At 45.9% G+C, this 23,895-nt stretch carries 22 protein-coding genes; 14 read left to right on the top strand and 8 right to left on the bottom strand.

The genetic code is table 11. The features are described 5' to 3' along the window. The first annotated feature begins 9 nt into the window (after positions 1–9). Positions 10–1,881, top strand: coding sequence for a DrmB family protein (gene drmB, locus AC5JO6_RS25835; RefSeq protein WP_496083908.1), 1,872 nt, complete (start codon positions 10–12; stop codon positions 1,879–1,881). A gap of 3 nt (positions 1,882–1,884) precedes the next feature. Continuing rightward, complete coding sequence (gene drmC, locus AC5JO6_RS25830) at positions 1,885–2,685, top strand: DISARM system phospholipase D-like protein DrmC (RefSeq protein ID WP_496083907.1); 801 nt, start codon at positions 1,885–1,887, stop codon at positions 2,683–2,685. Between the two features lie 230 nt (positions 2,686–2,915). On the opposite strand, the gene AC5JO6_RS25825 is transcribed toward drmC, so the two are convergent. Together AC5JO6_RS25825 and AC5JO6_RS25820 are read right to left on the bottom strand one after the other, a co-directional pair. After that, positions 2,916–3,143: a hypothetical protein gene (locus AC5JO6_RS25825; RefSeq protein WP_496083906.1), complete on the bottom strand. Its 228-nt coding sequence runs from the start codon at positions 3,141–3,143 to the stop codon at positions 2,916–2,918. Continuing rightward, positions 3,112–4,062 carry a hypothetical protein gene (locus tag AC5JO6_RS25820; RefSeq protein WP_496083933.1) on the bottom strand — a complete coding sequence of 317 codons (951 nt, stop codon included), beginning with the start codon at positions 4,060–4,062 and terminating at the stop codon, positions 3,112–3,114. The genes AC5JO6_RS25825 and AC5JO6_RS25820 overlap by 32 nt, the downstream gene beginning before the upstream one ends. On the opposite strand from AC5JO6_RS25820, the gene AC5JO6_RS25815 reads away from it, so the two are divergent. Continuing rightward, positions 4,016–4,927, top strand: a complete 912-nt coding sequence (locus AC5JO6_RS25815; RefSeq protein WP_496083905.1) for an IS630 family transposase — start codon at positions 4,016–4,018, stop codon at positions 4,925–4,927. The genes AC5JO6_RS25820 and AC5JO6_RS25815 overlap by 47 nt on opposite strands. Positions 4,928–5,026: 99 nt before the next feature. Here the strand turns inward: AC5JO6_RS25815 and AC5JO6_RS25810 are convergent, their stop codons facing one another. Genes AC5JO6_RS25810 through AC5JO6_RS25800 form a run of 3 tightly spaced genes read right to left on the bottom strand, consistent with a single transcriptional unit; the run spans position 5,027 to position 7,657 of the window. After that, positions 5,027–6,220: a hypothetical protein gene (locus AC5JO6_RS25810; protein ID WP_496083904.1), complete on the bottom strand. Its 1,194-nt coding sequence runs from the start codon at positions 6,218–6,220 to the stop codon at positions 5,027–5,029. Between the two features lie 32 nt (positions 6,221–6,252). Beyond that, positions 6,253–6,921 carry a ferritin-like domain-containing protein gene (locus tag AC5JO6_RS25805; protein ID WP_496083903.1) on the bottom strand — a complete coding sequence of 223 codons (669 nt, stop codon included), beginning with the start codon at positions 6,919–6,921 and terminating at the stop codon, positions 6,253–6,255. Then, on the bottom strand, positions 6,911–7,657 hold the full coding sequence (locus AC5JO6_RS25800) for a hypothetical protein (RefSeq protein WP_496083902.1): 747 nt from the start codon (positions 7,655–7,657) through the stop codon (positions 6,911–6,913). Before AC5JO6_RS25800 ends, AC5JO6_RS25805 begins: the two co-directional genes overlap by 11 nt. A 456-nt stretch (positions 7,658–8,113) precedes the next feature. On the opposite strand from AC5JO6_RS25800, the gene AC5JO6_RS25795 reads away from it, so the two are divergent. From AC5JO6_RS25795 to AC5JO6_RS25755, 9 genes are all read left to right on the top strand, one after another. Then, complete coding sequence (locus AC5JO6_RS25795) at positions 8,114–9,124, top strand: aminotransferase class V-fold PLP-dependent enzyme (RefSeq protein ID WP_496083901.1); 1,011 nt, start codon at positions 8,114–8,116, stop codon at positions 9,122–9,124. Further along, the gene (locus AC5JO6_RS25790) at positions 9,121–9,903 is read left to right on the top strand and encodes a phosphocholine cytidylyltransferase family protein (protein WP_496083900.1); all 783 of its coding nucleotides are present in this window, start codon (positions 9,121–9,123) and stop codon (positions 9,901–9,903) included. The genes AC5JO6_RS25795 and AC5JO6_RS25790 overlap by 4 nt, the downstream gene beginning before the upstream one ends. Positions 9,904–9,906: 3 nt before the next feature. Beyond that, the gene (asnB, locus tag AC5JO6_RS25785) at positions 9,907–11,820 is read left to right on the top strand and encodes an asparagine synthase (glutamine-hydrolyzing) (protein ID WP_496083899.1); all 1,914 of its coding nucleotides are present in this window, start codon (positions 9,907–9,909) and stop codon (positions 11,818–11,820) included. Between the two features lie 201 nt (positions 11,821–12,021). Beyond that, positions 12,022–12,825 carry a class I SAM-dependent methyltransferase gene (locus AC5JO6_RS25780; RefSeq protein WP_496083898.1) on the top strand — a complete coding sequence of 268 codons (804 nt, stop codon included), beginning with the start codon at positions 12,022–12,024 and terminating at the stop codon, positions 12,823–12,825. Between the two features lie 83 nt (positions 12,826–12,908). Beyond that, the gene (locus AC5JO6_RS25775) at positions 12,909–13,391 is read left to right on the top strand and encodes a cupin domain-containing protein (protein ID WP_496083897.1); all 483 of its coding nucleotides are present in this window, start codon (positions 12,909–12,911) and stop codon (positions 13,389–13,391) included. Beyond that, the gene (locus AC5JO6_RS25770; protein ID WP_496083896.1) at positions 13,388–14,224 is read left to right on the top strand and encodes a transketolase; all 837 of its coding nucleotides are present in this window, start codon (positions 13,388–13,390) and stop codon (positions 14,222–14,224) included. Before AC5JO6_RS25775 ends, AC5JO6_RS25770 begins: the two co-directional genes overlap by 4 nt. After that, on the top strand, positions 14,224–15,183 hold the full coding sequence (locus tag AC5JO6_RS25765; protein WP_496083895.1) for a transketolase family protein: 960 nt from the start codon (positions 14,224–14,226) through the stop codon (positions 15,181–15,183). The genes AC5JO6_RS25770 and AC5JO6_RS25765 overlap by 1 nt, the downstream gene beginning before the upstream one ends. Before the next feature lie 20 nt (positions 15,184–15,203). Continuing rightward, the gene (locus AC5JO6_RS25760; protein WP_496083894.1) at positions 15,204–16,316 is read left to right on the top strand and encodes a hypothetical protein; all 1,113 of its coding nucleotides are present in this window, start codon (positions 15,204–15,206) and stop codon (positions 16,314–16,316) included. An 11-nt stretch (positions 16,317–16,327) separates the two neighbouring features. Beyond that, entirely contained in the window at positions 16,328–17,506 is a 1,179-nt protein-coding gene (locus tag AC5JO6_RS25755) for a hypothetical protein (protein WP_496083893.1), read from the top strand. Here AC5JO6_RS25755 and AC5JO6_RS25750 read toward each other — a convergent pair. From AC5JO6_RS25750 to AC5JO6_RS25740, 3 genes are all read right to left on the bottom strand, one after another. Beyond that, on the bottom strand, positions 17,503–18,063 hold the full coding sequence (locus AC5JO6_RS25750) for an NUDIX domain-containing protein (RefSeq protein ID WP_496083892.1): 561 nt from the start codon (positions 18,061–18,063) through the stop codon (positions 17,503–17,505). The two genes, AC5JO6_RS25755 and AC5JO6_RS25750, sit on opposite strands and share 4 nt — an antisense overlap. A 78-nt stretch (positions 18,064–18,141) precedes the next feature. Then, the gene (gene aepX, locus AC5JO6_RS25745; protein WP_496083891.1) at positions 18,142–19,668 is read right to left on the bottom strand and encodes a phosphoenolpyruvate mutase; all 1,527 of its coding nucleotides are present in this window, start codon (positions 19,666–19,668) and stop codon (positions 18,142–18,144) included. Positions 19,669–19,977: 309 nt separating this feature from the next. Then, positions 19,978–20,469, bottom strand: coding sequence for a hypothetical protein (locus tag AC5JO6_RS25740; protein WP_496083890.1), 492 nt, complete (start codon positions 20,467–20,469; stop codon positions 19,978–19,980). A gap of 671 nt (positions 20,470–21,140) precedes the next feature. Here AC5JO6_RS25740 and AC5JO6_RS25735 point away from each other — a divergent pair. After that, positions 21,141–21,296 (top strand): hypothetical protein, encoded by a 156-nt coding sequence (locus tag AC5JO6_RS25735; protein WP_496083889.1) that lies wholly within the window; start codon positions 21,141–21,143, stop codon positions 21,294–21,296. 153 nt (positions 21,297–21,449) lie between these two features. Next, on the top strand, positions 21,450–23,135 hold the full coding sequence (hflX, locus tag AC5JO6_RS25730; protein WP_496083931.1) for a GTPase HflX: 1,686 nt from the start codon (positions 21,450–21,452) through the stop codon (positions 23,133–23,135). Positions 23,136–23,895: the final 760 nt, after the last annotated feature.

The raw sequence follows: 23,895 nt of genomic DNA, 5'->3' as shown, positions 1-23,895 counted from the left end.
GAAGCTTCCATGGCACAAGCACAACCCCGCAGCAAAGTTGGTGAACTCCGTCCGAGCCAAATTCTCTTTTCGGCTGGCATTGGTGCCGTGATTGATTTGCCGAACCTCTCCACGATGGTGATGGGATTGGATGATTGGGATCTGACCCATGCGGCTGAACTGGGCGAAGAACGCTTATTGGCCGTCGTGCGGCGATCGCTTAGCTACTCGGTCAAGCGGTTACTCTCGCCGCCCGTGCCGCCAGAAGCCGAGACCCTGTCGCCGCTCTTAGACGAGAGCCAGCGTGTGGGCATTCCAGTCTCACCGTTCCCGACCTGGATGCTTTGCCCCAGTTGCCGCCTCCTGGCTCCACTTCAATCCGGACTCTTCGACCTCAAGACCGATCGCTTTCGCTCGGATCAAAACTGCTACCGCCACACCAACTGTCCTAAAGGCAAACACCCACCGACTGTCATTCCTGCCCGTTTTTTAGTGGCTTGCCGACACGGGCATCTGGATGATTTTCCCTGGCGCTACTTCGTCCATCGCGGGGCCGATTGCCAAAGGGGCACCTTGCGGCTGTATGAGTATGGTGTCTCTGGCTCGGCAGCTGATATTGAGGTCAAATGCGATGGCTGTGGTGCCAATCGTCGCATGTCGGATGCCTTTGGGGAGTTGGGTAAAAAATATCTGCCGCAATGTCGCGGTCGCCATGTCCACCTGCGTCATTTTGCTGACGGGGGTTGCGACCAGCAAATGGTGGGCATCTCCTTGGGAGCGTCCAATAGCTGGTTTCCGATTACCCTTTCTGTCCTCTCCATCCCCACGACGGTTGATCGACTGGCGCAACTGGTGGAGAAACACTGGACGGTGCTAGAAAAAGCCGTCAGTCTAGAAGTGCTGGCTGCTTTCCGGCTGATTGGTCAACTGAAAGAGTTTACGAAGTATACCGACGCCGAACTCTGGGTACAGATACAGCAGCGGCAATCGGCGGCAGCAGACAACGCGGAGGATGAAGCCAAAGACATCAAAACGCCCGAGTGGCAGGTTTTCTCTCAAGCAGATACCAGCCTTAATTCGGCTGATTTTTGGCTTGCGTCTGTGGCCGCACCCAAAGGCTACGAAGCTTATTTCAGCCAGGTCGTGTTGGTCGAACGCCTACGGGAAGTCCGTGCCTTGGTTGGTTTTACCCGCATTGAATCGCCTGGTGACTTTACGGAAACGGGCGAGTTGCCGGAATCTTACTGGGCACCTCTGAGCCGCCAAGAGCCCAAGTGGGTGCCAGCAACCGAAGTGCGCGGTGAAGGTCTCTTTCTTCAGTTCAACGAAGCGGCGATCGCGCAGTGGGAACACTTGCCACAACTGCAAGCCTACAAAAAGCAGAGTGTCGCAGCCCATCGCCGTTGGCGCACAGCGCGATCGCTGGATCCTGATGCCAACTATCCAGGTGTCCGCTACCTGCTGCTGCATTCGTTTGCTCATGCCTTGATGCGCCAGTTAGCCATTGAATGTGGCTATAGCGCCGCCAGTTTGAGGGAGCGTATTTATTCCAAGTCCCCGGATGACGAGAACGGACCGATGGCAGGCATTCTGCTCTACACAGCGGCACCCGATAGTGAAGGCACTTTGGGCGGCTTAGTGAGCCTGGGCGCACCAGCCACACTCGGTCGGCATGTTGACCAGGCTTTAGAGCAGATGCGGTTATGTGCCTCTGATCCGCTGTGTGCAGAGCATAGCCCGCTCCAATCCCTGAACGCCTTACATTGGGCTGCCTGTCATGCCTGCCTCTTCAGCCCAGAGACCTCCTGCGAACGGGGCAACAAATACCTCGACCGGACGCTCCTGATCCCAACGGTGAAGACTGAATTAGAGTCCCTTGCCTTCTTTCAGGCGGTGGTTTGACCTGTGGCTATCCTCTCTACCAAACTGCTGGAACAGCTGCGCTGGGTCGCTCAGGAAGTGCCAGCCTCCACCCTGGACTCCCTGCTGCGAGTGCTCATGACGGTCAGTTTGGGTGAGGTGTCCACGTTAAAGCACAAACTGCTGCCCTTACTGCCGAGAGCCTCATGGCGACAGTTAACCAGTGACTTGCTTGATGTGTGGCAGACCGAGGCAACTCTGTTAGATGGCAACGCGATCGCGACCGCCCTGGCAACTGCCGCACACTGCCAAAATAGGCTCCAACAGGAGCTAACCGCTGAACTGGTGTGGACTGGACCCAATCCAGACGCACTGCCGCTGCGGCGCACCGATCAAGCCTTGTTGCAATTGATTCGCGCTGCACGGCAGGATCTCCTGATTGTCAGCTTTGCCATTTACAATATTCCTGAAATTGTTCAAGCCTTAATTGCCGCGATCGAGAGCGGGGTTAACGTTCGCATTATTGCTGAAACCCCTGAATCTAGCGACGGTAAAATCTCTTTTGGCATGGCAGCTACTTTTGGATCTGAGCTTTTAGAGCGTTCTCGAGTCTATGTTTGGCCCAAAGGGAAACGGCCTGTGGATGAGCAAGGACGCTTTGGCTCTCTGCATGCCAAATGTGCAGTCTGCGATCAGCAACATCTCTTTATTTCCAGCGCTAATCTCACTGCCTATGCCATGTCACTCAATATCGAAATGGGTGTCCTGATTCATAATCGAAACCTCTCAGAACAGGTGACTCAGCAGATCAACAGCCTGATCTCATCTGGTGTCCTGACTCACTGAGAGCGCAATCTCACCTTCAACATTGCTGTTAGCAAAGGCAGACAACGTCTTAACGACTAGCTCTTTGACTCCATTCAGTGTGTTACTCGAAAGCGCTCCATTACCCTGTGGACGTCCAGCTTCTTTACGGTCGAAGTGTTGCCTCTCAAATTTGTCGTCTATTGCTTGAGTCAGGAAAGACCAAGCAGACTGAGAGTGACCAAAAACGTGGCGAGGAGATGGTCGTAGCATCAGGATATGGAACGCCAGCAAACGGTTGCAACCTTATTCTTCAGGCGCTCTAGTTCGAGAGACTGATGACCAAGCCAGGCATTTTCGGCTTCACGTTGCTCCAAGGTTTTCTGATGAACTTTCTCCTGTTGCTCTAGCAAGGTTTCGTACATGGAAATTGCTCTTGCAACCACCGCATCCACTCGCTCAAGTCTTTCACGAAAGGTCATACCAATAATTAATTTCATCAATATTCTCAAACGTTTTACTCAAAGATTCAACAAACTGTTCACAGCCGTTCTCGAAGACTTTGGCTCTGATATCGGCATCAATGCCTAAGACGCCACCGACACCAGTGCCGAACAAGCCACCAGCGACTAAGCTACCGACAGTGAGCAAGATGGGGCCAGCGAGGATGATCGCTGGTACAAAAACGGCAACGTCTAAGCCAGCTAGTCCCAGGTTTCCAAGAAAACCAAAGTCACCCAAAGCAGCACTATCATCCTTGTAAAACACCCAATTTGAAGACTGGCCTTGCTTCAAGACATCAATGCCTTCAATACCAGCCTGAATCGCGCTCAACTCTTTTTGGATTTCAGCATCAAGACCGTCTAGGGAAGGTTGCAGGATAACTTGCTTCAGCTGCTTTTCGATCCAATCATTTAGTTCCGCTGACAGATCATTATTAAACTGCTTGGCATAGTCAGCGATCAACTGATCCCGGCTCCAAAGGGCTGAATGTTCAGAAGACCACTGCTCCGCTTTCTCAACTAGACGCTCCTCAAGTCTCTCAATCCATTGTTCCCACGACTCATTAGTCTGCTCAATGACTGAATCCAACAACTGATCCCATAAAAGGCGAAGCTTGACATCTCTTCCACTGGCTTCGCCAATTTGCTCTAAAACTTTTTGACTTTCAGCCTTAGAAAGTGCAACTTCACCATCTGCAAAATTTCGCGGTAGCTCGGCACCAGATTCTCCGGATGCTTCGGGCTCATGGCAACTTTTGGTGATCCGATGTTGGGATGCTACCTGGACTAGCAGGAACTGATTCAACTGGCTAATACGGCGGTTTGCATTCAGATGGGGGACAATAAGGGATTGCAAAAGTAGGTAACGAATGCAGCCGTATTCCATCGACTTGCGAGAGCGAGTTGTCAGTGCCATTGAAAAAGGAGATGGCTCTTTCAGAGCAGTAGCGCAGCGCTTCTGTGTCAGCAAAAACTGCGTCGAGCGGTGGGTCACTCAGAAGCGGGCCCAAGGTCATGTGGTGCCACGCAAGCAGGGTGAGTCGGTGAGTTCGGTGATGGCGTATCAAGACCAGTTGATGGCCCTCTTCGAGCAGCAGACCGATGCGACCTTGGCAGAATATTGTGAGTTACTGTTTGCGGAGACTGGACTATGGGTGAGCCAAAGTACCCTGTGTCGGACATTCCAGCGACTAGAGTTACCGCGCAAAAAAAAGCTCCGTGCCAGCCAAGCGACGAGCGAACGAGTCCAACGCTTGAGAGTGGAGTATTGGACACAAGTGCAGGGGATAGACCTCAAGGACTTAGTGTTTCTCGATGAGATGGGCGTTTTACTGGGACTCATGCGAACGCATGCCCGTGCGGTGCCTGGAGCACGCGCTTACGACTTCAAACCCTTTTATCGAGGCAGTAAGGTCAGTGTCATTGGTGCGATCTCGGCCTCAAAAGTCTTAGCTGTGATGACAATGGATGCTTCGATGGATACGACTGCCTTTAAGGTCTATGTCTCCCAGTGTCTTGTCCCCCAACTCTGGCAAGGGGCTGTTGTGGTCATGGCTAATCTGCCTGCCCATAAGGTAGAAGCCATTACACTGTTGATTGAGGCCGTGGGGGCGAAGGTGCTGTACCTGTCTCCTTACTCGCCAGAATTTAATCCCATTGAGCATTGGTGGTCACAGTTAAAGGCTTTCCTCAGACAGTTTGCGCCAACAACCGCAAAAATGGTCGATACGCTCATTGCAACAGCGATAGATTTAATCGATCCGAAGCATTTTCGCAACTGATTTGCACACTGCTGTTACTGTCCCTCATGAAACTGCAATCCGCTGTATGTTCCCTACTTTAATCCACGCCTCCATAATACTGTCAGATAGTAATAGAATTTATGAGAAGCGACTAAAAATCGAGTCTAATTGCGATTGATTAAATATAGGCTTAGCTTGAAGGTTAGCATATCGTACTAAAGCTTTCGCTTCATCTAAGGAAACAGTGAAAGTATTTTTTGAATTAAGCTTCTCTAGATAAGAAACAACTTCTGTCTCAGTAGTTTTTCCATCAAAAAGACATAATAATAAATACATTTGTGGAGATAGCATGTACAGATTTTCCCGACGATTTAGACAACGTAACTCTAACTGATTATCTTGGTAGCTCACCTCAACGTCTAAATTCAAGTGCGGTAGGACAGGTTCTTCTAAGAAGGTAGATACACTGGCAGAGCTTCCTATAAGTCCTTCCGATAATTGCTCTCTCTGAGAGTCCAAAAGACTGTACTCTGCCCAAGGAAAAACCCTCCTTGAAAAGGCAACTATCTGCAATGCATGATCAAAAATTTTAGTGGGTACGTCATTTTGAATGGCACAATGAAGTTTAAGGAATGTTTGTACTGGATCTAGCCCATCGATTCGTCCAGGTATTTGCATATCCCAGTTTTTGGGTAAATCTTGTAATAAGCGAACTCTCCACTTTGGATAAGGGTTTGTACGGCGGTATCCTGCTAAAAGAGCATCAATTGTGTGTCCAAGTAACTCTTGTGCTGCAAATAACATTGAATAATGGTCGCCTACAGTTCTAAACCCATCTAAATCTACCTGAATAGTACTAGCAAAGTGTCTAGCGAAGTCTAATTTAAGACGAGCTAATTCAGTTGGGTTAACTTGGTTCCTTAACTGTCCAAATAGAGTTTCACCATATATTGGCTGTCCAGTTCGAAGTCGATGGAGAAGCATTCGTTCGGCTTCAGTGAATTGTTTTGCTCTCCGCGGTTCTCTAGGCTGTTTAGACCACTGATCAAAGTACATCAAAAGATATTCCAGTTCAGCAAACTGAATTACCCGAATATCAATGATGCAATCGCCTACTGTTACAGTAACGTCATTCAGGGATGTGTACTGAATGTCGTTTCGTTGAGTAATGAGGATTAGATCCAAATCTGACCTATAGTTCCCTAACCCTTCCACAACCGAACCGGCAGCAAACAATACATCTCCAGTCACAAGTTCTAGTGAAGCATTTGCTTGAGAAAAAACATCATCAAGAGAAATTTTATTCCACTCTAGAAATCGACTAAGATCCATCTTCCAGTTAATTAGATTACACAGTTAGTTCTCTAAGAACTACTGAAAATTTCCTCCATTCTCGGACGTATCACCTGCTTGAGTACTTGCTCAGTGATTGCTTGTTTTGAGCTAAGCGATAGATGACCATACTTCTCGAAGGAATCATATTCATCTTCTTCTACAGGTGAAGCATGTGTTACAGGTGAAGCATGTGTTATGGAGTGGATAAAGGCATCTCTCGCGATAGATCTTAATTCTGGGTATGCCTTGAGTATCCAGTGAACAGAACGCCAAGACAAATCCGCGTGCCTAGATTCATCTTTAGCAATACGTAGAATCACTGCACGGATATTGATGTCTTCAGTACGCTCGGAAGCTACTTTTGCACAAGCTGCTGAAATTGTTTCTCCAAAACATCCCTCAATAATCGCCAATTCTAAGATGGATTGGGGATCGTCTGCTTGTTCTAGAACATTCGAAAGATTCATTCGCCCCGGTCCAACTGCTTGACCTGTAAACTCTGAAGCTAATCCAAAGCATAGACGTGCGTGCTGAACTTCATCATCCATAGCTTTGATAGTATCTCTAATCAAGTCAGGAGGCGCTCCCAACCCGAGTAATTGCAATACAAAGCGAGAAAATGCAGCTACCGATGCATGTTCCCCTAGTCCCATTTTTAGCCAAGCGTTTCCCAGTCGTATCCGCTCTTCAGGTGTCATTGTCTAGAAGAATGTCTTGAATATCAACACACCAATTATTGTCTTGAACCAGTTCTGCCAAACGTATGCTTCCTCTAACACTGAAAGGACGTCCAACAACTGTTGAAAGTATTTGAGAACGTATGAAACTACTATTGAACTTTGGTAAGAGAGCTTTGCTCTCCCTACCTAGAGAGAGCACATGATGAAGATCTGCAAACCGAAGGTTATTAGCAAATTGTGGAGCAAGTTCGACAGCTTCATCTTGATTACCCGTAGCTAGATAAACCTGAGCTAATCTAGCAGGAGTGTAGTTACCCTGAGGATTAATTTTAATGGCAATTTTATAGGCTTCTATAGCATCTTCTAAGCGCTCGCTAGCGGCCAAAGCATCACCTAAAATTGTCATTGCAGAAACGACTTCGTCTGTAGTTTGAGCTCTAAATTCAAAGTTAGGATTACGCGCAGCCAAAACCATAGCATTCTTAAGTGCTGCTTCGACATATCCTGCCTTGAGCTGAGTTATTGCTAATCGAATAAGCGCATCATCCAAATCCCTGTCTAAGCTAAGAGCGTCACTAAAGCAATCAATCGCTTCCTCATGTAAACCGTATAAGGAGAATAGACGCCCTCTAGCTAAAGCCCCTCCTGCTGTCTGATCAGTCAAACTAGAATCTATTTCGTTAAGTGATTGAGATGTCCGTTCCTTAAGAAGAGATGCAAGCTCTACAAGATTCGTCTGGCTATAGCGTTTCATGTGCCCCCATGAATTAATTAAGATGGAAGATAAAAGTAACCAAGACTCATCAAGAAGCAAGAATGAAGAACTTTCTCGGAATGCTCATAATAGAAATTTGGTTAATTCTAGATACAAACAGAAAAATCCTTAAAGGGAATTACTCAAAATTTAATTGAATAGTAATCTAAAACTGCCATAAGAGGAAAATACAGTCCTAAAACGACACATTAGTATACAAAAGTTAATAATTTCATATATATATATATCGCTAAATATATTTGAATGAATTAGCAAACGGTTTCACTAGTTAATGGAATACTATCCTCTATGAAATCTGAAAATAGCTTCTACTTCTAAAACAGCTTCTATTTATGCCAACAGCTTTGATATGCATTTGATATGCAAAGGTTACTATTTACACCTGGTCCTACCAATGTACATCCGTTAGTACAGCGGGCTCTCCTAGTAGAAAACATGAGCCATCGTGAGCCTGTGTTTGCAGCTATCCTTGAACGTCTTTGTCAACGGCTAGAAGGGATTGTGGGAGGAACCGAAACGCATAGCTGTGTACCTTTTGCAGCTTCAGGCACAGGAGCAAATGAAGCGATTTTAGCAAGCCTAGAGGGAAAACTTCTACTCCTTGACAATGGGCGATATGCTAAACGAATTGGTGAGATTGCTCGACGCCATCAGCTTAATGTCCGAATAGTAGCTACATCACCAATGGAGCCAATCAACCTAGAGGCCATTCAGTTAGCACTGGATTCGGACCCATATATTAAATATATTTTTGTAGTTCATCTTCAGACGACTACTGGGTTTTTGGCTCCCCTTCAGAAGATAGGTGAAATAGCCGACCGCTACGGTTGTCAGCTATTAGTAGATGGAATAGCAAGTATTGGTGGGCACGAGTTTGACATAGTTGCTCATAATGTAGCTTTTTGCTCTCTTAATGCCAATAAGTGCTTAGAGGGCTTACCGGGAGTCTCCTTCGTAATAGGCCGTACTGATCTCATTTCGGCGAGTGCAGGTAAATCTCGTAGCTTCTATCTAGACATTCATGAACAATGGCGTGCGTGTAAAGAGAATCGCGCAACCCCTTATACTGCACCAGTCCAGTTACTGGCTGCGGCAGATATAGCTGTTGGATTGTTAGTAGAAGAAACTGTTCCAAAGCGAATCTGTCGTTACCAAACTCTCCGAGATCAGCTTCAACAAGGATTGTTAGATCTGGGTTTAGAGCTTGCCTTAGTGAGTCCCGATGTGCAGTCCAACATCCTTAGCTTGTTCCGTATTCCTCACAATGTAAACTATTCAGCTCTCCAACAAGAACTAAATCAGCGAGGTGCAATAGTACATACTCATCAGGAAATTGTGGATGCTGGCTACATGGCTATTGCTACTCTTGGACATATGAACTCAGAAAACGTAGCATGGTTCCTTACGCAGCTTTCAGAAGCCCTTCCTAAGGTAGGTAAGCGATGAACACAGTTTATCAAAATCCTCCTCCTATAGCTCTGATCCTCGCAGCAGGACTGGGAACACGGTTAGGACAGATCACCCATAATTGTCCTAAATGTTTAGTACAAGTAAATGATCAACCTATCCTTAGCCGAATTCTTCAATCTCTGGAGGATTGTGGTGTTAAAGAGATAGTAATAGTTTTAGGATATCGTCACGAGCAGGTTCAAGAGTTCCTTAAGAATCTTGAGAGCACTTTATCTATTAAAACTGTTGTTAACCAGCGTTTTGCTGAGACCGGCACTGCTATTTCTCTTCAAATGGGACTTACTCTAGTTCCGCGACAACGTGACGTACTGGTAATTGAAGGAGATATGGTATTTGAAAGTGAACTTGTGGCTCGTGTACTTGCAGTAGAACGTAAAAACTTAAGTGTGCTCGCCCCGTACTCACCGGAAATTGATACAAATGGGAGTTTTGCTAAGTGTTCTTCTGATGGATATGTAATTGGTTTATATCACGCGAGTGCCAGACCATTAGACTTCTCTTTTGAAAATGCTTGGAAGACAGTGAATCTGTACCTTTTACGCGAGGGGAATTGGGAAACCATTCTTCTAACTGCAATAGACACAACCCTCAAGCGATGGGATTCAACTGCTCCGCTGGAGTATGCGATGCAAACTTGGATTGAAGCCGGGAAGTTGCCTCTAATGGCATTTAATGTAGGTTTAAGCCAGTGGTTTGAGATTGATACTCCATCTGATTTAGCAGAGGCAGAGCGACACTTTATATGTTCTAATTAAGGTATGTGCGGAATCGCTGGCGTAGTAGCACTTGACCACCAAGTTCGGCTTGAACCAGAATTGGTTGTTGCAATCCTGAATGGGATGACATATAGAGGACCGGATGCTTCGAGGATTCAGCAGTTAGATGGTGCAGTTTTAGGGCATTTACGTCTGGCAATTTTGGATACTCACCCTCGCTCCAACCAACCAATGTCTGATGCTACAGGCACGGTTTGGGTTACGTACAATGGAGAAATTTTTAATTTCCTAGAGCTGAAGCATGAGCTTGAGATTTGTGGTCACCACTTTCGTACCAAAACAGATACTGAGGTTTTAGTTGAAGCTTACCGTGAATGGGGAATTAATTGCGTTTGCCGCTTTGAAGGACAATTTGCGTTTGCACTTTATGATCTAGAAAAGAGAAGGATTTACCTCGTTCGCGATCGCTTCGGAATTAAGCCCCTTTACTATGCATTCATTCGTAGTACCATCATTTTCTCTTCTGAGTTAACAGGAATTGCAAACTATCCTGGGTTTGAACGTCGTCTGAATCCTCTAGCTGTATCTTCTTTCCTCTCGTACCGCTATGCTATAGGCGAAGAGTCCTACTTCTATGGTGCCAACCGTGTGCCTCCGGCTACTATCTTAGAAATCGGAGAAGGCATACATCGCCGTCATTGCTATTGGCAGCTAAATCTTCACGAGTTACCACTTCTGGGTCGAGCTGACTTGCGTGCAGACTATATCTCCTCACTTATAAATAAATCTGTACGTCAGAACCTAATTGCAGATCACCCCGTATCCTTATTTCTTTCAGGAGGTCTCGACTCTTCCATTATAGCGTTGGAAGCGAGGCGAATTGCGTCTTGCCCGTTGTTATCGTTTACTGCCCAGCTTAAGGAAGACGCTTATAACGAGAGTGCATACGCACATGAAGTAGCAAGTGCTCTTGGGCTAAGCCATCACTTAGTTGATTTGGATGAACACGACCCTATTATGGTTGCGGAGGATTTGGTTGCTAGAAGAGGTGAGCCCACAGCAATGCATAACGAAGTAGGAATGTATCTTTTAGCGCGCGAAGCAGCACGCTACAGCAAAGTAGTGCTTTGTGGGGAGGGAGCTGATGAGCTCTTTGCTGGCTACAGTCGAATCTATCGTAGTTTATATGACTATCAGCGCGCTAAGTTTGCTGCAATGCTACCAACTCAATTCTCTAATGCTCTACGAGCGCGACTTAGTATAGAAAATGATGCTCATTGTTTGTCAGAAGTTGATTTCTTCTTAAGGCGCTATAGCTATTTCCCTATTTTAGAAAAGTTACTACTCTTTCGTCCAGAAATACGTGTACAGGTAGATACAGATGCTGCACTCAACGTTGAATTTGCTAAAGTTTTTGAGCGCAGTAGTCATCTCCAACCTGTTAACAGAATTATGTTGGTTTTTCTTGAGCTTCATTTACCAGGACTTCTTGCGATGCTAGATGCTACGACTATGGCTGCTGGAGTGGAAGCACGTGTTCCTTTTCTTAACCATCACCTTGTACAAGCGGCTGTAAATCTTCCGGTAGAAGATCGGTTGCGTTGGCGTAATCCTTTAGGATGTGCAATTGCTGCAATGAAGCCAGTCAGCTCTTTTAGCGAACGGTTTGACGAGACAAAAGTAATTTTAAGACGCGCTTATGGCTCATCTATTCCCATCTCGGTACTTCGTCGTAAGAAAATGGGGTTTCCTATGCCCTTAGGCCAGTGGCTAGGAGTGGAAAGACTAGGTCAAATTCGTGAGCGGCTTCTTTCACCTAAAGCGCGCACAGCTGAATTATTCGAACCTAATCATCTCAAAGCTTGGCTTGAGAAAGGAGCCGCATGCCCAAGTGATGCTTTTGGAAAACGTCTTTGGCTTCTCTTTAATCTCGAGCTTTTTCTTTCGCAATGGTAATCAAGCAGGTATAGCAGTAAGGTGATTTTTTGACGAGATTAAAGTTTTTTAAGAACAGGGAAAGAATTCTTTGGAGACACTTGAACTTGCGTACCTTTAAATTCTCAGCTAGCTCTAGGGATTACTTGACCAGTTTATTCAAGTTGAATGGCTTGAGTGTATTGAAGATTTGAAATAATTAGAATCTTATAGAGGTGAACCATGAAGTCTAATAGGGACGATCCTACTTATGAAAAAATTGGAAAGGGATATAATCTCACCCGTCAAGCAGATCCTTACCTTGTGAACTGTATTACCCAATTGCTTGACCCTCGTAACAGCAGTCATTACCTAGATATAGCTTGTGGTACTGGGAATTATACCCTTGCTCTTGCAACCAAAGCAGGTAAATGGACTGGGATTGATCACTCATCAGTAATGCTTAAAAAGGCATCAAGAAAATCGCTAGATATAACTTGGTGTGTTGCTGACGCAGAAGATCTACCTTTCGATAGTGAAAGCTTTGATGGAGTTATTATCACGTTAGCACTACATCACTTCGAAAATTCTGTGCGAGTTTTTCGTGAATCGGCACGTATTCTTAAAGTTGGCTCTCCTCTTGTACTGTTTACGTCTACGGCAGAGCAAATGGAAAATTATTGGCTGAATCACTATTTTCCGAAGGCAATGCAGCGATCAATTACGCAGATGCCAACACTACCCGATACATTAGATAGTCTCCAGCAAGGAGGCTTTTACATTGATAAGCTTGAGCCCTACTTTGTGTTGCCTGATCTTCAAGATTTCTTTCTTTACAGCGGAAAGCATCGACCCGAGATATACCTTGATGAACGTATACGTCGAGGATCATCGACCTTTGCTACTTTGGCGGATCAAGACGAGGTATCTGAAGGATGTGCAAAACTTTCTGATGATATTGTTTCAGGTCACTTTAAGCAAGTTTGCAATCAATATTATGATGATCAAATTGGTGACTACATTTTTATACGTGCAATCAAATCATAACTGGAACTGAATTTTAATTAGCAACTAAACAAATACGGGTAAAAAATATAGAAGAACAAGTAAATTCAAGGAAGCCTAAAGAAATGAAAAATTACAATGTTATTCAGCAAGCACTTCAAGAACTTTTCCCAAACTGCCCAGAAACCTTTGCTTTAAATTTCCTTGCACTGCTTGAAGCTCCAATTGAAGAACTTGCTACTCAATCTATTTTTATTTTGGAGAAACCCTATGGACGTAACCACATCCTTATAGACCAAGGAGATTTTGGGCTGTCCTGCGCTTGGCTGCTTCCTGGGCGCAGTACTAGTTTGCATTACCATAACACTCGAGAGGAATTCTTCTGTGTACGTGTGGGGAAAGTCACTCTAACTTCTGGTACTAGTGTCTGTAACTTACATTCACTTGAGCATGGAAAATCTATACCAGGCATTCCACACTCATTAGCAAACAGTGGTATTCAACCGGCAGAAGTTCTAGAAGTATTTGCACCAGCAATTTTAGATGACAAGTGCCGTATCTCAGATCCGTATGCCCGACGTATAGGAAAGGTTGGAGTATCTGAATGACTTTACTCTCTGTTGAGACAGAGCAGCATCTAATTACAACTGCTCGCCGTATCAGGAAAAATGTACTGACTGCAATTCATGCAGTAGGAACTGGACATGCGGGGAGTTCGCTCTCCTTAATTGAGATTCTTGTTATGCTCTATTTTCGGCATCTTAAGATTGATCCTAAATGCCCTAACTGGGAAGATCGAGACTGGTTCATTCTCAGTAAGGGGCATGGTTCACCAGCTCTGTACGCAACACTTGCTGCTGCTGGATACTTTTCCGAAGAGCGACTTCAGTCTTTGCGTCAATTTGGGAGTGGGCTTCACGGGCATCCAGTTGCTGGGCAACTTCCAGGAATCGACGTATCTACTGGTTCACTAGGACAAGGTCTTTCTATTGCTGTGGGACTTGCTCTAGGATTTATGCGACAAGGACGTACTAACCGTGTAGTTTGTATTCTCGGTGATGGTGAGCTTCAGGAGGGTCAGAATTGGGAGGCAGCAAATACTGCTTCTACCTTCGGGGTTGCCAATCTCTGCTGCATTGTAGATCGTAACGGACTTCAAAACGATGGAGATACTGAAACAATTATGCCTTTAGGCGATCTTTGCGCACGCTTTCGAGCTTTTGGGTGGCAGGCTATGGAGATAGATGGACACAACTTTCAGGCCATTGATAAAGCTCTATGGTATGCGCGCCAAAGTTCAGTTCCGTGTATTCTTGTGGCTAAGACAGTTAAAGGGCGGGGTGTCTCTTTTATGGAAGGAGTGGTAAAGTGGCATCACCATCCTATTGATAACAACCATCTTGTCCTTGCCCTATCTGAGCTTGATGGAGCCTTGATGTAATGTTAGAGCGTGCTACGAGGGATGCTTATGGCGAGGCCTTACTTGAACTTGGGAGTTGTGATCCACGTGTAGTGGTTCTAGATGCAGATCTATCCCGTTCTACGTATACTGACCGATTTGGAAAACGATTTCCAGAGCGTTTCTTCAATGTAGGAATAGCTGAGCAAAACCTTATTGGTGTTGCTGCTGGTTTATCCATGACAGGGCTGATTCCTTTTGCCACTACCTACGCAATTTTCATCGGTCGGGCGTTTGATCAAATTCGCCAATCAGTGTGCTTTGCTGGGACGAATGTGAAGATTGTTGCTACTCATGCTGGTCTCGCAGCCTCCCATGACGGTGGATCGCATCAAGGTGTACTGGATATTGCTCTAATGCGCTCACTGCCTGGAATGACAGTAATTTCGCCTGTTGATTACCATGCTGCTCGTCATGCAGTTTTTGCAGCAGTAGAACATAGTGGTCCGGTCTATATTCGTCTACAAAAAGAACCTGTTCCCATTCTTACGTCCCCTAATGAAACCTTCCAAATTGGTCCTGCTCGAAGATTAAGTGAAGGACGCGACGTAGCAATTTTTGCCACAGGATCAATGGTTCATCCAGCAATAATTGCAGCAGAATCATTGCTAAATCAAGGTATTGAATCCAGCTTAGTTGAAATTTGCACTCTAAAGCCCATTGATATAACTACTATACGAGAAGTATGTTCTTCCTGTGGATGTTTTGTCACTGCTGAGGAACACAGTCGATATGGAGGTCTTTATGATGCTATTCTCCATGCTTTAGCAGGGGAAGTACGCTGTCCAGGTACTCCTGTAGCACTTAACGATTGCTTTGGAGATACTGGTAGCTGGCAGGAGTTGCGTATCCACTTTGGACTCTCAAACATTGATATTGAACGAGCTGCTCTTCGAGCATTGGCACTGCGTGATTTCCCCCTTTCGTCCTCCCATCTATAAACTTCTCTCTATATTAATCTATGAGCAATCAATATTTAAGCTATGCCGGAATGTACATCGATTTGGAAGCTTCAGAAGATGTCTTAGAAGGGATTGCAAACCAAGTTGAGCCATTTTTCCAGTTCCGTAATGACAATGTTGGTTCATTAGTACTTAATCTGAAAGTACAGTTGACCGAACCGCCAGAACATATAGCTAAAACCATTAAGACTAAAGGGAAAGAGGTAGTTGTTGATACTAGCCTCTACGCTCATTTAGCATCTAAAGGAAGTCGTTGGAATATAGAGAATGGTTACATAGTATGTATTGACCTTACCAATACCCTTTTTCATTTTCACGCGAAGACTGCTACGGTAATACTTTACCAACAAAGACAAGAGCACGCCATATTGGATGCTGTGCGTGCAATTAAATCCTTTTTTACAGCATCAGTCGAACAGTCTGGGGGAGTACAATTGCATGCTGCAGCTGTGCGGCATGAGGAGCAAGCCACGATAATTATGGGAGATATGTGGCAGGGCAAAACGACGTTACTCCTTGAGTTGTTATCGGAGTTCGAGGTTGATCAGTTAAGCTGCGATACCACTGTCTTGCTTGCAAGTCAAAATGGACAGCTTCGAGCTTATGGTTGGCCGTCACCATTTAGTGTTTCTCATGGCACTATGGCAGATCATCAACCTTTGGCACCTTGGTTTCCAAAAGAACGTAGGGGTATTCCATACGAAACCTTGTGGAATGAGGGTAAAAAGGCAATATTAACATCTCAAAATGTTGTATCCGCCTTCAATCGGCGACTTGTTCCGTCTGCTGATCGAGTTTCTACTTGCATCTTTGTACACTTTGCACCGGATCTTCCAACACAGATTCAGCGTATCTTCGAAATAGTATCGCTTACAGAGTGTTTGCGAACTGTGTATCTAGGGAGCCGAGATCCTATTTATCATGATTGGCATGGCTATCTTCCCACTGGCAACGAACTTATTGACCAAAATATTGATGCTGTAGCCTGTAACCTCTTAGACCAATGCGAGTTTTTTGAGATGTGGTGGGCACCAAGTGCGAGCAGTTTAATGAAACGAATTCCATCTCTGGCTGCAGCTCATCCCTATCTTCGAGAAATAATTGCTGATTAAAAAAATAAGCAATGATAGACTACCGTTTCACTTACTTCAATCTTGATCTCAAGGTTCTTCTTCCTAACCTTGAAGGATCCCTTATTCCTTTTCTTAAGGCATACTTCGAACCATACATAAAAATAAGTCCATCACAAGGACAAGCAACTTACACACCTATTGCTTGTATTGGTGTTGAAGTGGGAATGCCGCCAATTGAGGTGCCAAACAAGAATGGAAGTATTGAAATCGATATTGATCGAAGCAAAGCATTCCTTCAGTGTACTGGTAAATATATAGATCAGGGAGAAATTCGCTGGGTCTGGATGCTGCCGAGTAAGGCAATTGTACGGATTGATCGAAATACATCTGAAATAAAAATTTGGGGACCTACTCAAGATTCACTACGTGTTCCTGTTCTACGAATAGTGGAAGATCTTTTGTCGAATGCGATTCAGCGCCGTGAGGGTGTTATTATCCACGCTAGCGGAGTTGTAGCAAATGGGCAAGCCGTCATAGCTATTGGTAATAAGGGTGCTGGTAAAACTTCTATACTTTGTCGGCTACTTCATAGCTTCAATGTAGCAAAGCTAGCTAATGACAATGTCTGCATCGCAGTACGTAAAGATCATCTCGTAGCACGTGGTTGGCCAGCTTTCTTCAAAGTTGAAGTAGCAACTGTATCTTCGTTGCGTGAGCTAGCGGTGGATTTTCCAGAAGAACATCGTGCAATTCTAAATAATAGTGATGCACTATGGAACGTCTATAACAAGGTAGCTCTATACCCATCACAAGGAGCATCACGCTTTAGTGCTGGAATTGAAGTAGAAGCCCCTCTTGGGGCTATTATTCTACCTAACTTCAGCAAGGATAAATCTCCAGAGTTGCATCAAGTAAATGTTGAAGAAGTTGCCTCGCAGCTTCCAGAATACCTTCAGGGGATTTTTAACCCTAATCACTCAGATTGGTTAGCAATCAACTCTGTTACTTCTAACTTGGTTCTAAAGACTCTTGATAGCGTAGTTGATGCAATAAAGTCCTTTAAAGTTCCATTGTATCGGCTGAACTGGTGTCCCTCATTGGATGACCTACTTGGACAGGTACCTGAGTTAAGAAAAACTCAATGGAGTCTAATTGACTGCCAAAAAGATTCTGAGAATCTGCACGACTACCCTCCCCTGCCTACCATTAGTCCAGATGATCGCTGTTAGTTTAAGAGCCACTGATGACGTACCTTGGTGCGATTTAGCAAAAACCACTGAAGAGCTAATAGTGTAGAAGCATTAGCACAGGATGCTTCTGTAAGAAGATTGGGAATTTTCTCACAAGATACAATACAGGGACGTACATTTTCCTGCTCATAAGCATTACCACGTTCAACCAGAGTTTTAGGAGCCTTGACACGAGCACAAAAAAGCTGCACTAGTGCTGCATTAGACGCTGGATCAGGCAAGTACTGAAAAATTTCAATAATATCCTCTGGTTCACATCCAATTTCTTCATTAAGTTCCAATCGGGCTAATGCTTCTGGCTTCTCACCATCTGTAAGTGTCCCCATTACAATCTCAGTTGTCCATCCTAAACCTTCCACTGAAGCCCTGGATACATAAGCTCCTACCCGAAATTGTTCAACAAGTACAACGCAATCGGATATTGGGTCATACGCAAGCACGCCCACAGCGCGTTTGCCTACCCCCACCACAAAATAATCTTGGGTGGTGCTCATATGACCATCAAATTTTTCGCAGCGTAGTTTCAGGTGATCCATTCCCGGACCAACGTTCGTAATTCGAGAGTGTTTCAAAATCTCAACTTTTCTACACATACGAGAAAGTTTCTATGACATTTATTGTGCGAACTCCCATCCGCCATTCACATAAACCACATTAATTTCTACATGCCTAACAAGGGAATTTATTAACTCATTAATTTCAATCAGTTGATTTGTATTCGAACTGAGACGGGTCAATTCTTCATAAAGTGCTTTTATGCCATGGCCACGGAAGCTCATAATTCCTGTCCACATACCATGAGTGCATTCATAAGATACCTCATGTCCTATTTTTAGGAGTTGCTTAGGAGTGTCAACAACACCTAAGCCTGATGAATTGGTACAATGCACACACCAAGAAGAAGGTATTTTTTCAGGACTTTGGGTCGCATTGACAAGGATGAGCGCTTCACAATGGTATGAGTAGATAAGATTAATTAGATAGTCTTCTAAAGCGGTAGCAGTCGTTAAGATAACAAATGCGTTCGTTGATGAAGCAATCCTAGCGAGAATACTTTGGATTTGCACGATACTGTTCTTGTCTAGACATAGAACGTGCTGATCGTTGAGTGAGGCTCTTGTGGACGTATTGATATTGCATATTTCAGATTCTCCAAAGCTTTTTAATTGCTTATTCCAACGGGTAATTACATCACTAGAAGTTAGTGGAGAAGTGTAAAAGTCTACTATGGGTGGACTAGGTAGATAGAGCAAGATAGTCTCCAATTTTGAAGATGTAACATAGCGATGTTCAGCAGATTGTAACTCCTCAACATTCTGAAGCCGCCACAACTCATTCAATGGTACTAACTGATTCTCTAATCCATGTGCATTGCCTTGTTCAAGGATATAACATGCAGTTTGCTGCATTGCCAGAAGTGATGCGCGAAGGAGGTGATTTGCCCAAATTACCGCTGAAATTCTAGCCTCTTGAATTACGTTGATGGGAGTATCAGCGTAAGTTGTAGGTACACAAATAATGGGAATATTACGATCCCACTCTTTCATAAAAGCAGCAATTTCATCAAATGACGATGCTCTTGAATGTACGAGAAGTGCATCCGCCCCTGCATCGCTGTAAGCTCGCCCCCTTAAAAGTGCCTCATCTAGACCAGATCCAATCACCAGTGCTTCAGTACGAGCGACTATGATCAAGTCATCAGTTCGTGTATCGCAACCAGCACGGATTTTTCCACAGAATTCATCTATCGAGATGAGTTTCTGTGATGTAGGATTGATGAAAGAATTAGTTTTTGGGAAAACCTTGTCTTCAATACAAACTCCACCCACTTTTCGTACGCAGAGACGTCGCACTAATCGTCGAAACTGATTAAAACCTCCATATCCTGTATCAGCATCTAATAAAACCGGAATATGTACGCGCTCAGTAATATACTCGATATTATCGAGTATATGTTCCACTGTAAGCTCATTACTATCACGTACTCCATATGCACAAGACATGGTGAGAGAGCTTAGCCAGATGGCGTCAAAGCCAGCCTCTTGTGCCACAAGAGCCGAAAGTGTATTATGTGCCTCTATTAGAGTAGCTATCCTAGAACCATAGAGCATTTCACGAAGGCGATTGGCACTGGTGGGCATGAAAGGGGGATTACATCATTAGACTATCGTTCTCCAGAAGTATACCTTTTCGACGGCTCGACCCGATAACCGCAGGCTGCTGACGCGAGAATTTAACAATAATAGATTTGCTACTCCTAGAGAGGCACGAATTTGTTTGTTCCTGCACTGCTTGAAGAATCGTAGAGGAACTCCTTACGATTTAGAGGCTGTTTGAAAAGCCGGATCGACCGTTGTGAAATGTCAATTATCCTGGGCCCTTCCCAGCTTTTGGTGATCAGTGTTCATAGAGCAACCATCGTTGCTAGATAGTACCAACGATACTAAGGATTATGGCGCGACAAAGACTTGGGCGTCTGTCACTGCTCCAGTTTCGGGATGGACCACTGGCACCGTCAGTCCGCAGTAGTCCACAAAGAGCTTGTCGCCCCCTTTGTACACTTGCCGCATCGATAGCTTTTGCTGCGCTCGCCAACGGTTGTAGCGCCGACAAAAGCCCCCGTAACTCAATTGCCACTGCCCTTGTTCCAATCCTCCCTGCCACAGCAGGGCAAGCGTTACGCCTTTGCGTTGCAACTCGATTGCCACCTGAGCAAAATCGATAGTCTCAGTTTTGGGCAAGACTTTGCGTTTGCCTTTGCCCAGCAGTTCCAACGCTTCGCTATCACTCATCTGACTCAGCTGCGCATCGCTTAAGCCTTTCGCCGTCGCTCGTCGCACGTAATCCTGCACGGTTGAACGGGCTACAGCACAACTCTGGGCAATCGCGCACTGGCTGTACCCCAACTCATGCATCCGGATCATTTCCCGAAACTTTGCCATTGGCAGTAATCCTCCTTGTTGCTTTCGTTTCCCCATCTCCCACACCCCCTCACTGATGAACCAGTGCAGTGTAGTCAGAGGTAGCCGATGTTGAGTGTGAATTACCTGCCGAGGTATCCGGAGAATTAGGTGCCGAAAGAATCGTTACTCAGGTGCCGAAGCATCCGGAGAATCCGGTGCCGAGCTATCGTGAAATTTTGCAATTATGACGCTAGATCACCAAAAGCTGGGAAGAGCCCCTACAGACTGCTAGATAAAGTCAGTTAAGAGTCCTAAAAGTTTTAAGAATTGCTAAGAGATTGTTTGACTTTTTTATTGAATTTTAATGTAAATAAGGAGTTTCTTGAAGTCTAAGTTGAACACAATTGTTTTAGATTTTTACAAAACCTTACATTCCTGGATGAAAGAGTGAGGCTTCTAGCCTTCTAAATTGTTTTACTTTTTTACTGGTTAACAGCGAGAAAGCCAAAGTCGCCAAAGCTACCCTCTACGTTCGCGGCGTACGGAATCGTGAGGAGTCGTTCACTGTCTCGTTAAGCATTTGGGAAAAATCGACTGCATGGCGAACACTGCCGTTTCTTAAAAAAGGATCGCTCATCATTTGCACAGGCAAACTTGAACCGAACCCGTATATTTCCAGCAATGGCAACACGCCACGCGCTGGATTATCAATGACGGTGCTGGATATCGATCTCGATAATGTGAAGAGTGCTGAAGATGAAGACAATCAGATCAACGATGATTACGCTGATGCTCCAGCGCCTGAAGCAACTGTACTAGAAACAGACGCACAGAAAAAGAAAGGTAAAGCACCTGTGACGGCTTAACGGGGAGTTGGGAGTCGGGAGTCGGGAGTCGGGAGTAGCGGGTCGTAACTCAAAACTCCCCTCTCACCTCACTTCTCTCTCCTCTCCCAAAAAGCAAAACTCTGCCCCGCAATTGATTAAAATGAACACAGTTGCGTTTGGCTAGTTGCTTTTATCGAAACGGTTTATGGAAATCTCCAGGGCTTGAAGACCAGCCAGGTCAAGCAGTTGCAGCGGTTGTATCACCAGCGGCTACCGGGCGATCGCATCACCACGCCCGAATTTGCCCAACGGTTAGCAGCGGTCAGCACTGAGTTGAACCAGCCTTTGTGTGCGTATGTGAATCGGCGCGGACAGGTAATGCGGGTTGGAGTAGGCACGCCTCGCCAGACGCAGATTCCCCCGCTGGAACTGCCCCGCTATGGTGCCGAGCGACTTTGTGGGATTCGGTGTCTTTCAACCCAGTTGAAGTTTGAGCCGCCCAGTGACTCAGCGCTGACGGCAATGGCGATGCAGCGGCTGGACGCGCTGGTAACGCTAACCCTCACAGGCGGCGGCTTTGAACGTCGGGGAGGTGGCGCAACAGGGTATGTTAAAGAGACATACTTAGCGCATTTGGTACCGCATCCCGAAACTGCCTGGACGGTTTCGCCGCCTCTGAGCCTAGATGTGTTGACCAATCAAGACTTTCTCAATCTCGTTGAGGGACTGGAAGAAGAGTTTCGGCGAGACTATACCGCACAGCAGGTCGATCGCGATCATGATCAAGTGTTACTGGTAGGACTGATGACCGACAACCGAGCCGTACAGCGCTTCAAAGATGGGTTGACGGAGTTGGAGCGCCTGGTGGAAACAGCGGGTGGTCAAGTGCTGCAAACGCTTCAGCAGAAGCGCTCCCATCCCCATCATCAAACAGTGGTCGGTGAAGGCAAGGTACAGGAAATTGCGCTGGCGGCGCAGTCTGTTGGCGCAAATCTGATCGTGTTCGATCGCGATCTTTCCCCCGCGCAAGTGCGAAATTTAGAAACCTTGATTGGCATTCGCGTGGTCGATCGTACCGAAGTCATTCTCGATATCTTTGCTCAGCGCGCGCGATCGGGTGCCGGAAAACTTCAGGTCGAACTGGCGCAACTGGAATATATGCTGCCGCGACTTACCGGACGTGGGCAGGCAATGTCTCGCTTGGGCGGCGGTATTGGCACACGCGGACCAGGGGAAACGAAACTAGAAACCGAGCGACGGGCAATCCAGCGACGGATTACGCGCTTGCAGCAGGAAGTGAATCAGCTACAGGCGCACCGGGCACGAATGCGGCAACGACGGCAGCATGAAGAGGTGCCGTCGGTAGCCGTTGTTGGGTATACAAATGCCGGGAAGTCTACGCTGCTGAATGTGCTGACAAATGCCGAGGTCTATGCAGCAGACCAACTGTTTGCGACTCTAGATCCCACGACGCGACGACTCGTCGTACCCGATGCGGTGACAGATGAGCCGATCGCCCTGCTCCTGACCGACACTGTGGGCTTCATCCATGACTTACCGCCCTCATTGCTGGATGCCTTTCGCGCCACGCTGGAGGAAGTCACGGAAGCCGAAGCGCTGCTGCATGTGGTGGATCTGTCTCATCCCGCATGGCAAAGCCAGATTCGATCGGTGATGAAAATTCTATCAGACATGCCGATCGCACCCGGTCCCGCACTGGTCGCCTTCAACAAAATCGATCAGGTAGACGGCGACACGCTGGAACTGGCGCGAGAAGAGTATCCACAGGCAATCTTCATCTCCGCCAGCGAATGTCTGGGTCTGGAAACCTTGCGCCGCAAGCTTGCCCAACTGGTGCATTACGCTGTTTCTTCATAGCATCAGGGTGAAGTTTAACGGGGAGACTACGATCGATTGAGAGTCAGCGTTGAGCGATCGAAACAGATTCCCAATTTCTTTGCTCAGTCCTGCTGTGGGGCTAGACCAGATGCAGAAGTCCAGAATCTAGTAACTGAGTCTCTGGCGCTCGCTGTTGAGTGATCAACTCGCGCGATCGAGTGTTTAATACGCATCGTTAAGTCTTTGAGACTCGTTGTTGAGTGTTTAGGGTTCAGCCCTGAGCCTTTGAAACTCGCCATTGAGTCTCTGATACTCGTCAATGAGTCTTCGATATTCGTTAATGAGTCTTTGATACCCGTCAATGAGTCTTCGATATTCGTTAATGAGTCTTTGATGCCCGTCAATGAGTCTTCGATACTCGTTAATGAGTCTTTAAGCTTCAGTGACGAAGCTTGGACGTTCGTTATCGGATCCTTAGAGTTCACCGCTGATTGACTGACAAAAGTTCTGATGTAGGTTGGTGTTGAGCGGAGCGTAACCCAACACCAGTAACGGTTTCGTTGGGTTACGCTAACGCTAACCCAACCTACGGCAGGATAAGGGTTTCAAGAGTTTTGTCAGTCAACCAGGAGTTCACCGTTGACTGTGAGCGTCATGGAGAAGGCAAGCCGTAGCACCAAGCGCCACAAATCGTCCTGCTTAAATAGCTAAAGAAGCTTCAGTAAACACAATTGATTGAGTTGGAATCGTATGGCAAACTTGACAGGTTTCGCCACCGATATGTCGAGTTTCCGTCAAG

It is taken from the genome of Tildeniella sp. (assembly GCF_059505325.1).
Note: the sequence above shows the minus strand (reverse complement) of the source record. Positions and strands in the feature narration are given on the sequence as shown.

Bases quoted from the DNA above. Each gene is read 5' to 3' on its own strand.
- AC5JO6_RS25800 (WP_496083902.1), bottom strand. From the start codon at position 7,657: ATGAAACGCTATAGCCAGACGAATCTTGTAGAGCTTGCATCTCTTCTT.
- AC5JO6_RS25755 (WP_496083893.1), top strand. From the start codon at position 16,328: ATGATAGACTACCGTTTCACTTACTTCAATCTTGATCTCAAGGTTCTT.
- AC5JO6_RS25805 (WP_496083903.1), bottom strand. From the start codon at position 6,921: ATGACACCTGAAGAGCGGATACGACTGGGAAACGCTTGGCTAAAAATG.
- AC5JO6_RS25820 (WP_496083933.1), bottom strand. From the start codon at position 4,062: ATGGCACTGACAACTCGCTCTCGCAAGTCGATGGAATACGGCTGCATT.
- AC5JO6_RS25740 (WP_496083890.1), bottom strand. From the start codon at position 20,469: ATGGCAAAGTTTCGGGAAATGATCCGGATGCATGAGTTGGGGTACAGC.
- AC5JO6_RS25775 (WP_496083897.1), top strand. From the start codon at position 12,909: ATGAAAAATTACAATGTTATTCAGCAAGCACTTCAAGAACTTTTCCCA.
- AC5JO6_RS25810 (WP_496083904.1), bottom strand. From the start codon at position 6,220: ATGGATCTTAGTCGATTTCTAGAGTGGAATAAAATTTCTCTTGATGAT.
- drmB (WP_496083908.1), top strand. From the start codon at position 10: ATGGCACAAGCACAACCCCGCAGCAAAGTTGGTGAACTCCGTCCGAGC.
- AC5JO6_RS25760 (WP_496083894.1), top strand. From the start codon at position 15,204: ATGAGCAATCAATATTTAAGCTATGCCGGAATGTACATCGATTTGGAA.
- AC5JO6_RS25735 (WP_496083889.1), top strand. From the start codon at position 21,141: ATGACGGTGCTGGATATCGATCTCGATAATGTGAAGAGTGCTGAAGAT.
- AC5JO6_RS25795 (WP_496083901.1), top strand. From the start codon at position 8,114: ATGAGCCATCGTGAGCCTGTGTTTGCAGCTATCCTTGAACGTCTTTGT.
- AC5JO6_RS25750 (WP_496083892.1), bottom strand. From the start codon at position 18,063: ATGGATCACCTGAAACTACGCTGCGAAAAATTTGATGGTCATATGAGC.
- aepX (WP_496083891.1), bottom strand. From the start codon at position 19,668: ATGCCCACCAGTGCCAATCGCCTTCGTGAAATGCTCTATGGTTCTAGG.
- AC5JO6_RS25770 (WP_496083896.1), top strand. From the start codon at position 13,388: ATGACTTTACTCTCTGTTGAGACAGAGCAGCATCTAATTACAACTGCT.
- asnB (WP_496083899.1), top strand. From the start codon at position 9,907: ATGTGCGGAATCGCTGGCGTAGTAGCACTTGACCACCAAGTTCGGCTT.
- AC5JO6_RS25790 (WP_496083900.1), top strand. From the start codon at position 9,121: ATGAACACAGTTTATCAAAATCCTCCTCCTATAGCTCTGATCCTCGCA.
- AC5JO6_RS25815 (WP_496083905.1), top strand. From the start codon at position 4,016: ATGCAGCCGTATTCCATCGACTTGCGAGAGCGAGTTGTCAGTGCCATT.
- AC5JO6_RS25780 (WP_496083898.1), top strand. From the start codon at position 12,022: ATGAAGTCTAATAGGGACGATCCTACTTATGAAAAAATTGGAAAGGGA.
- AC5JO6_RS25825 (WP_496083906.1), bottom strand. From the start codon at position 3,143: ATGAAATTAATTATTGGTATGACCTTTCGTGAAAGACTTGAGCGAGTG.
- AC5JO6_RS25765 (WP_496083895.1), top strand. From the start codon at position 14,224: ATGTTAGAGCGTGCTACGAGGGATGCTTATGGCGAGGCCTTACTTGAA.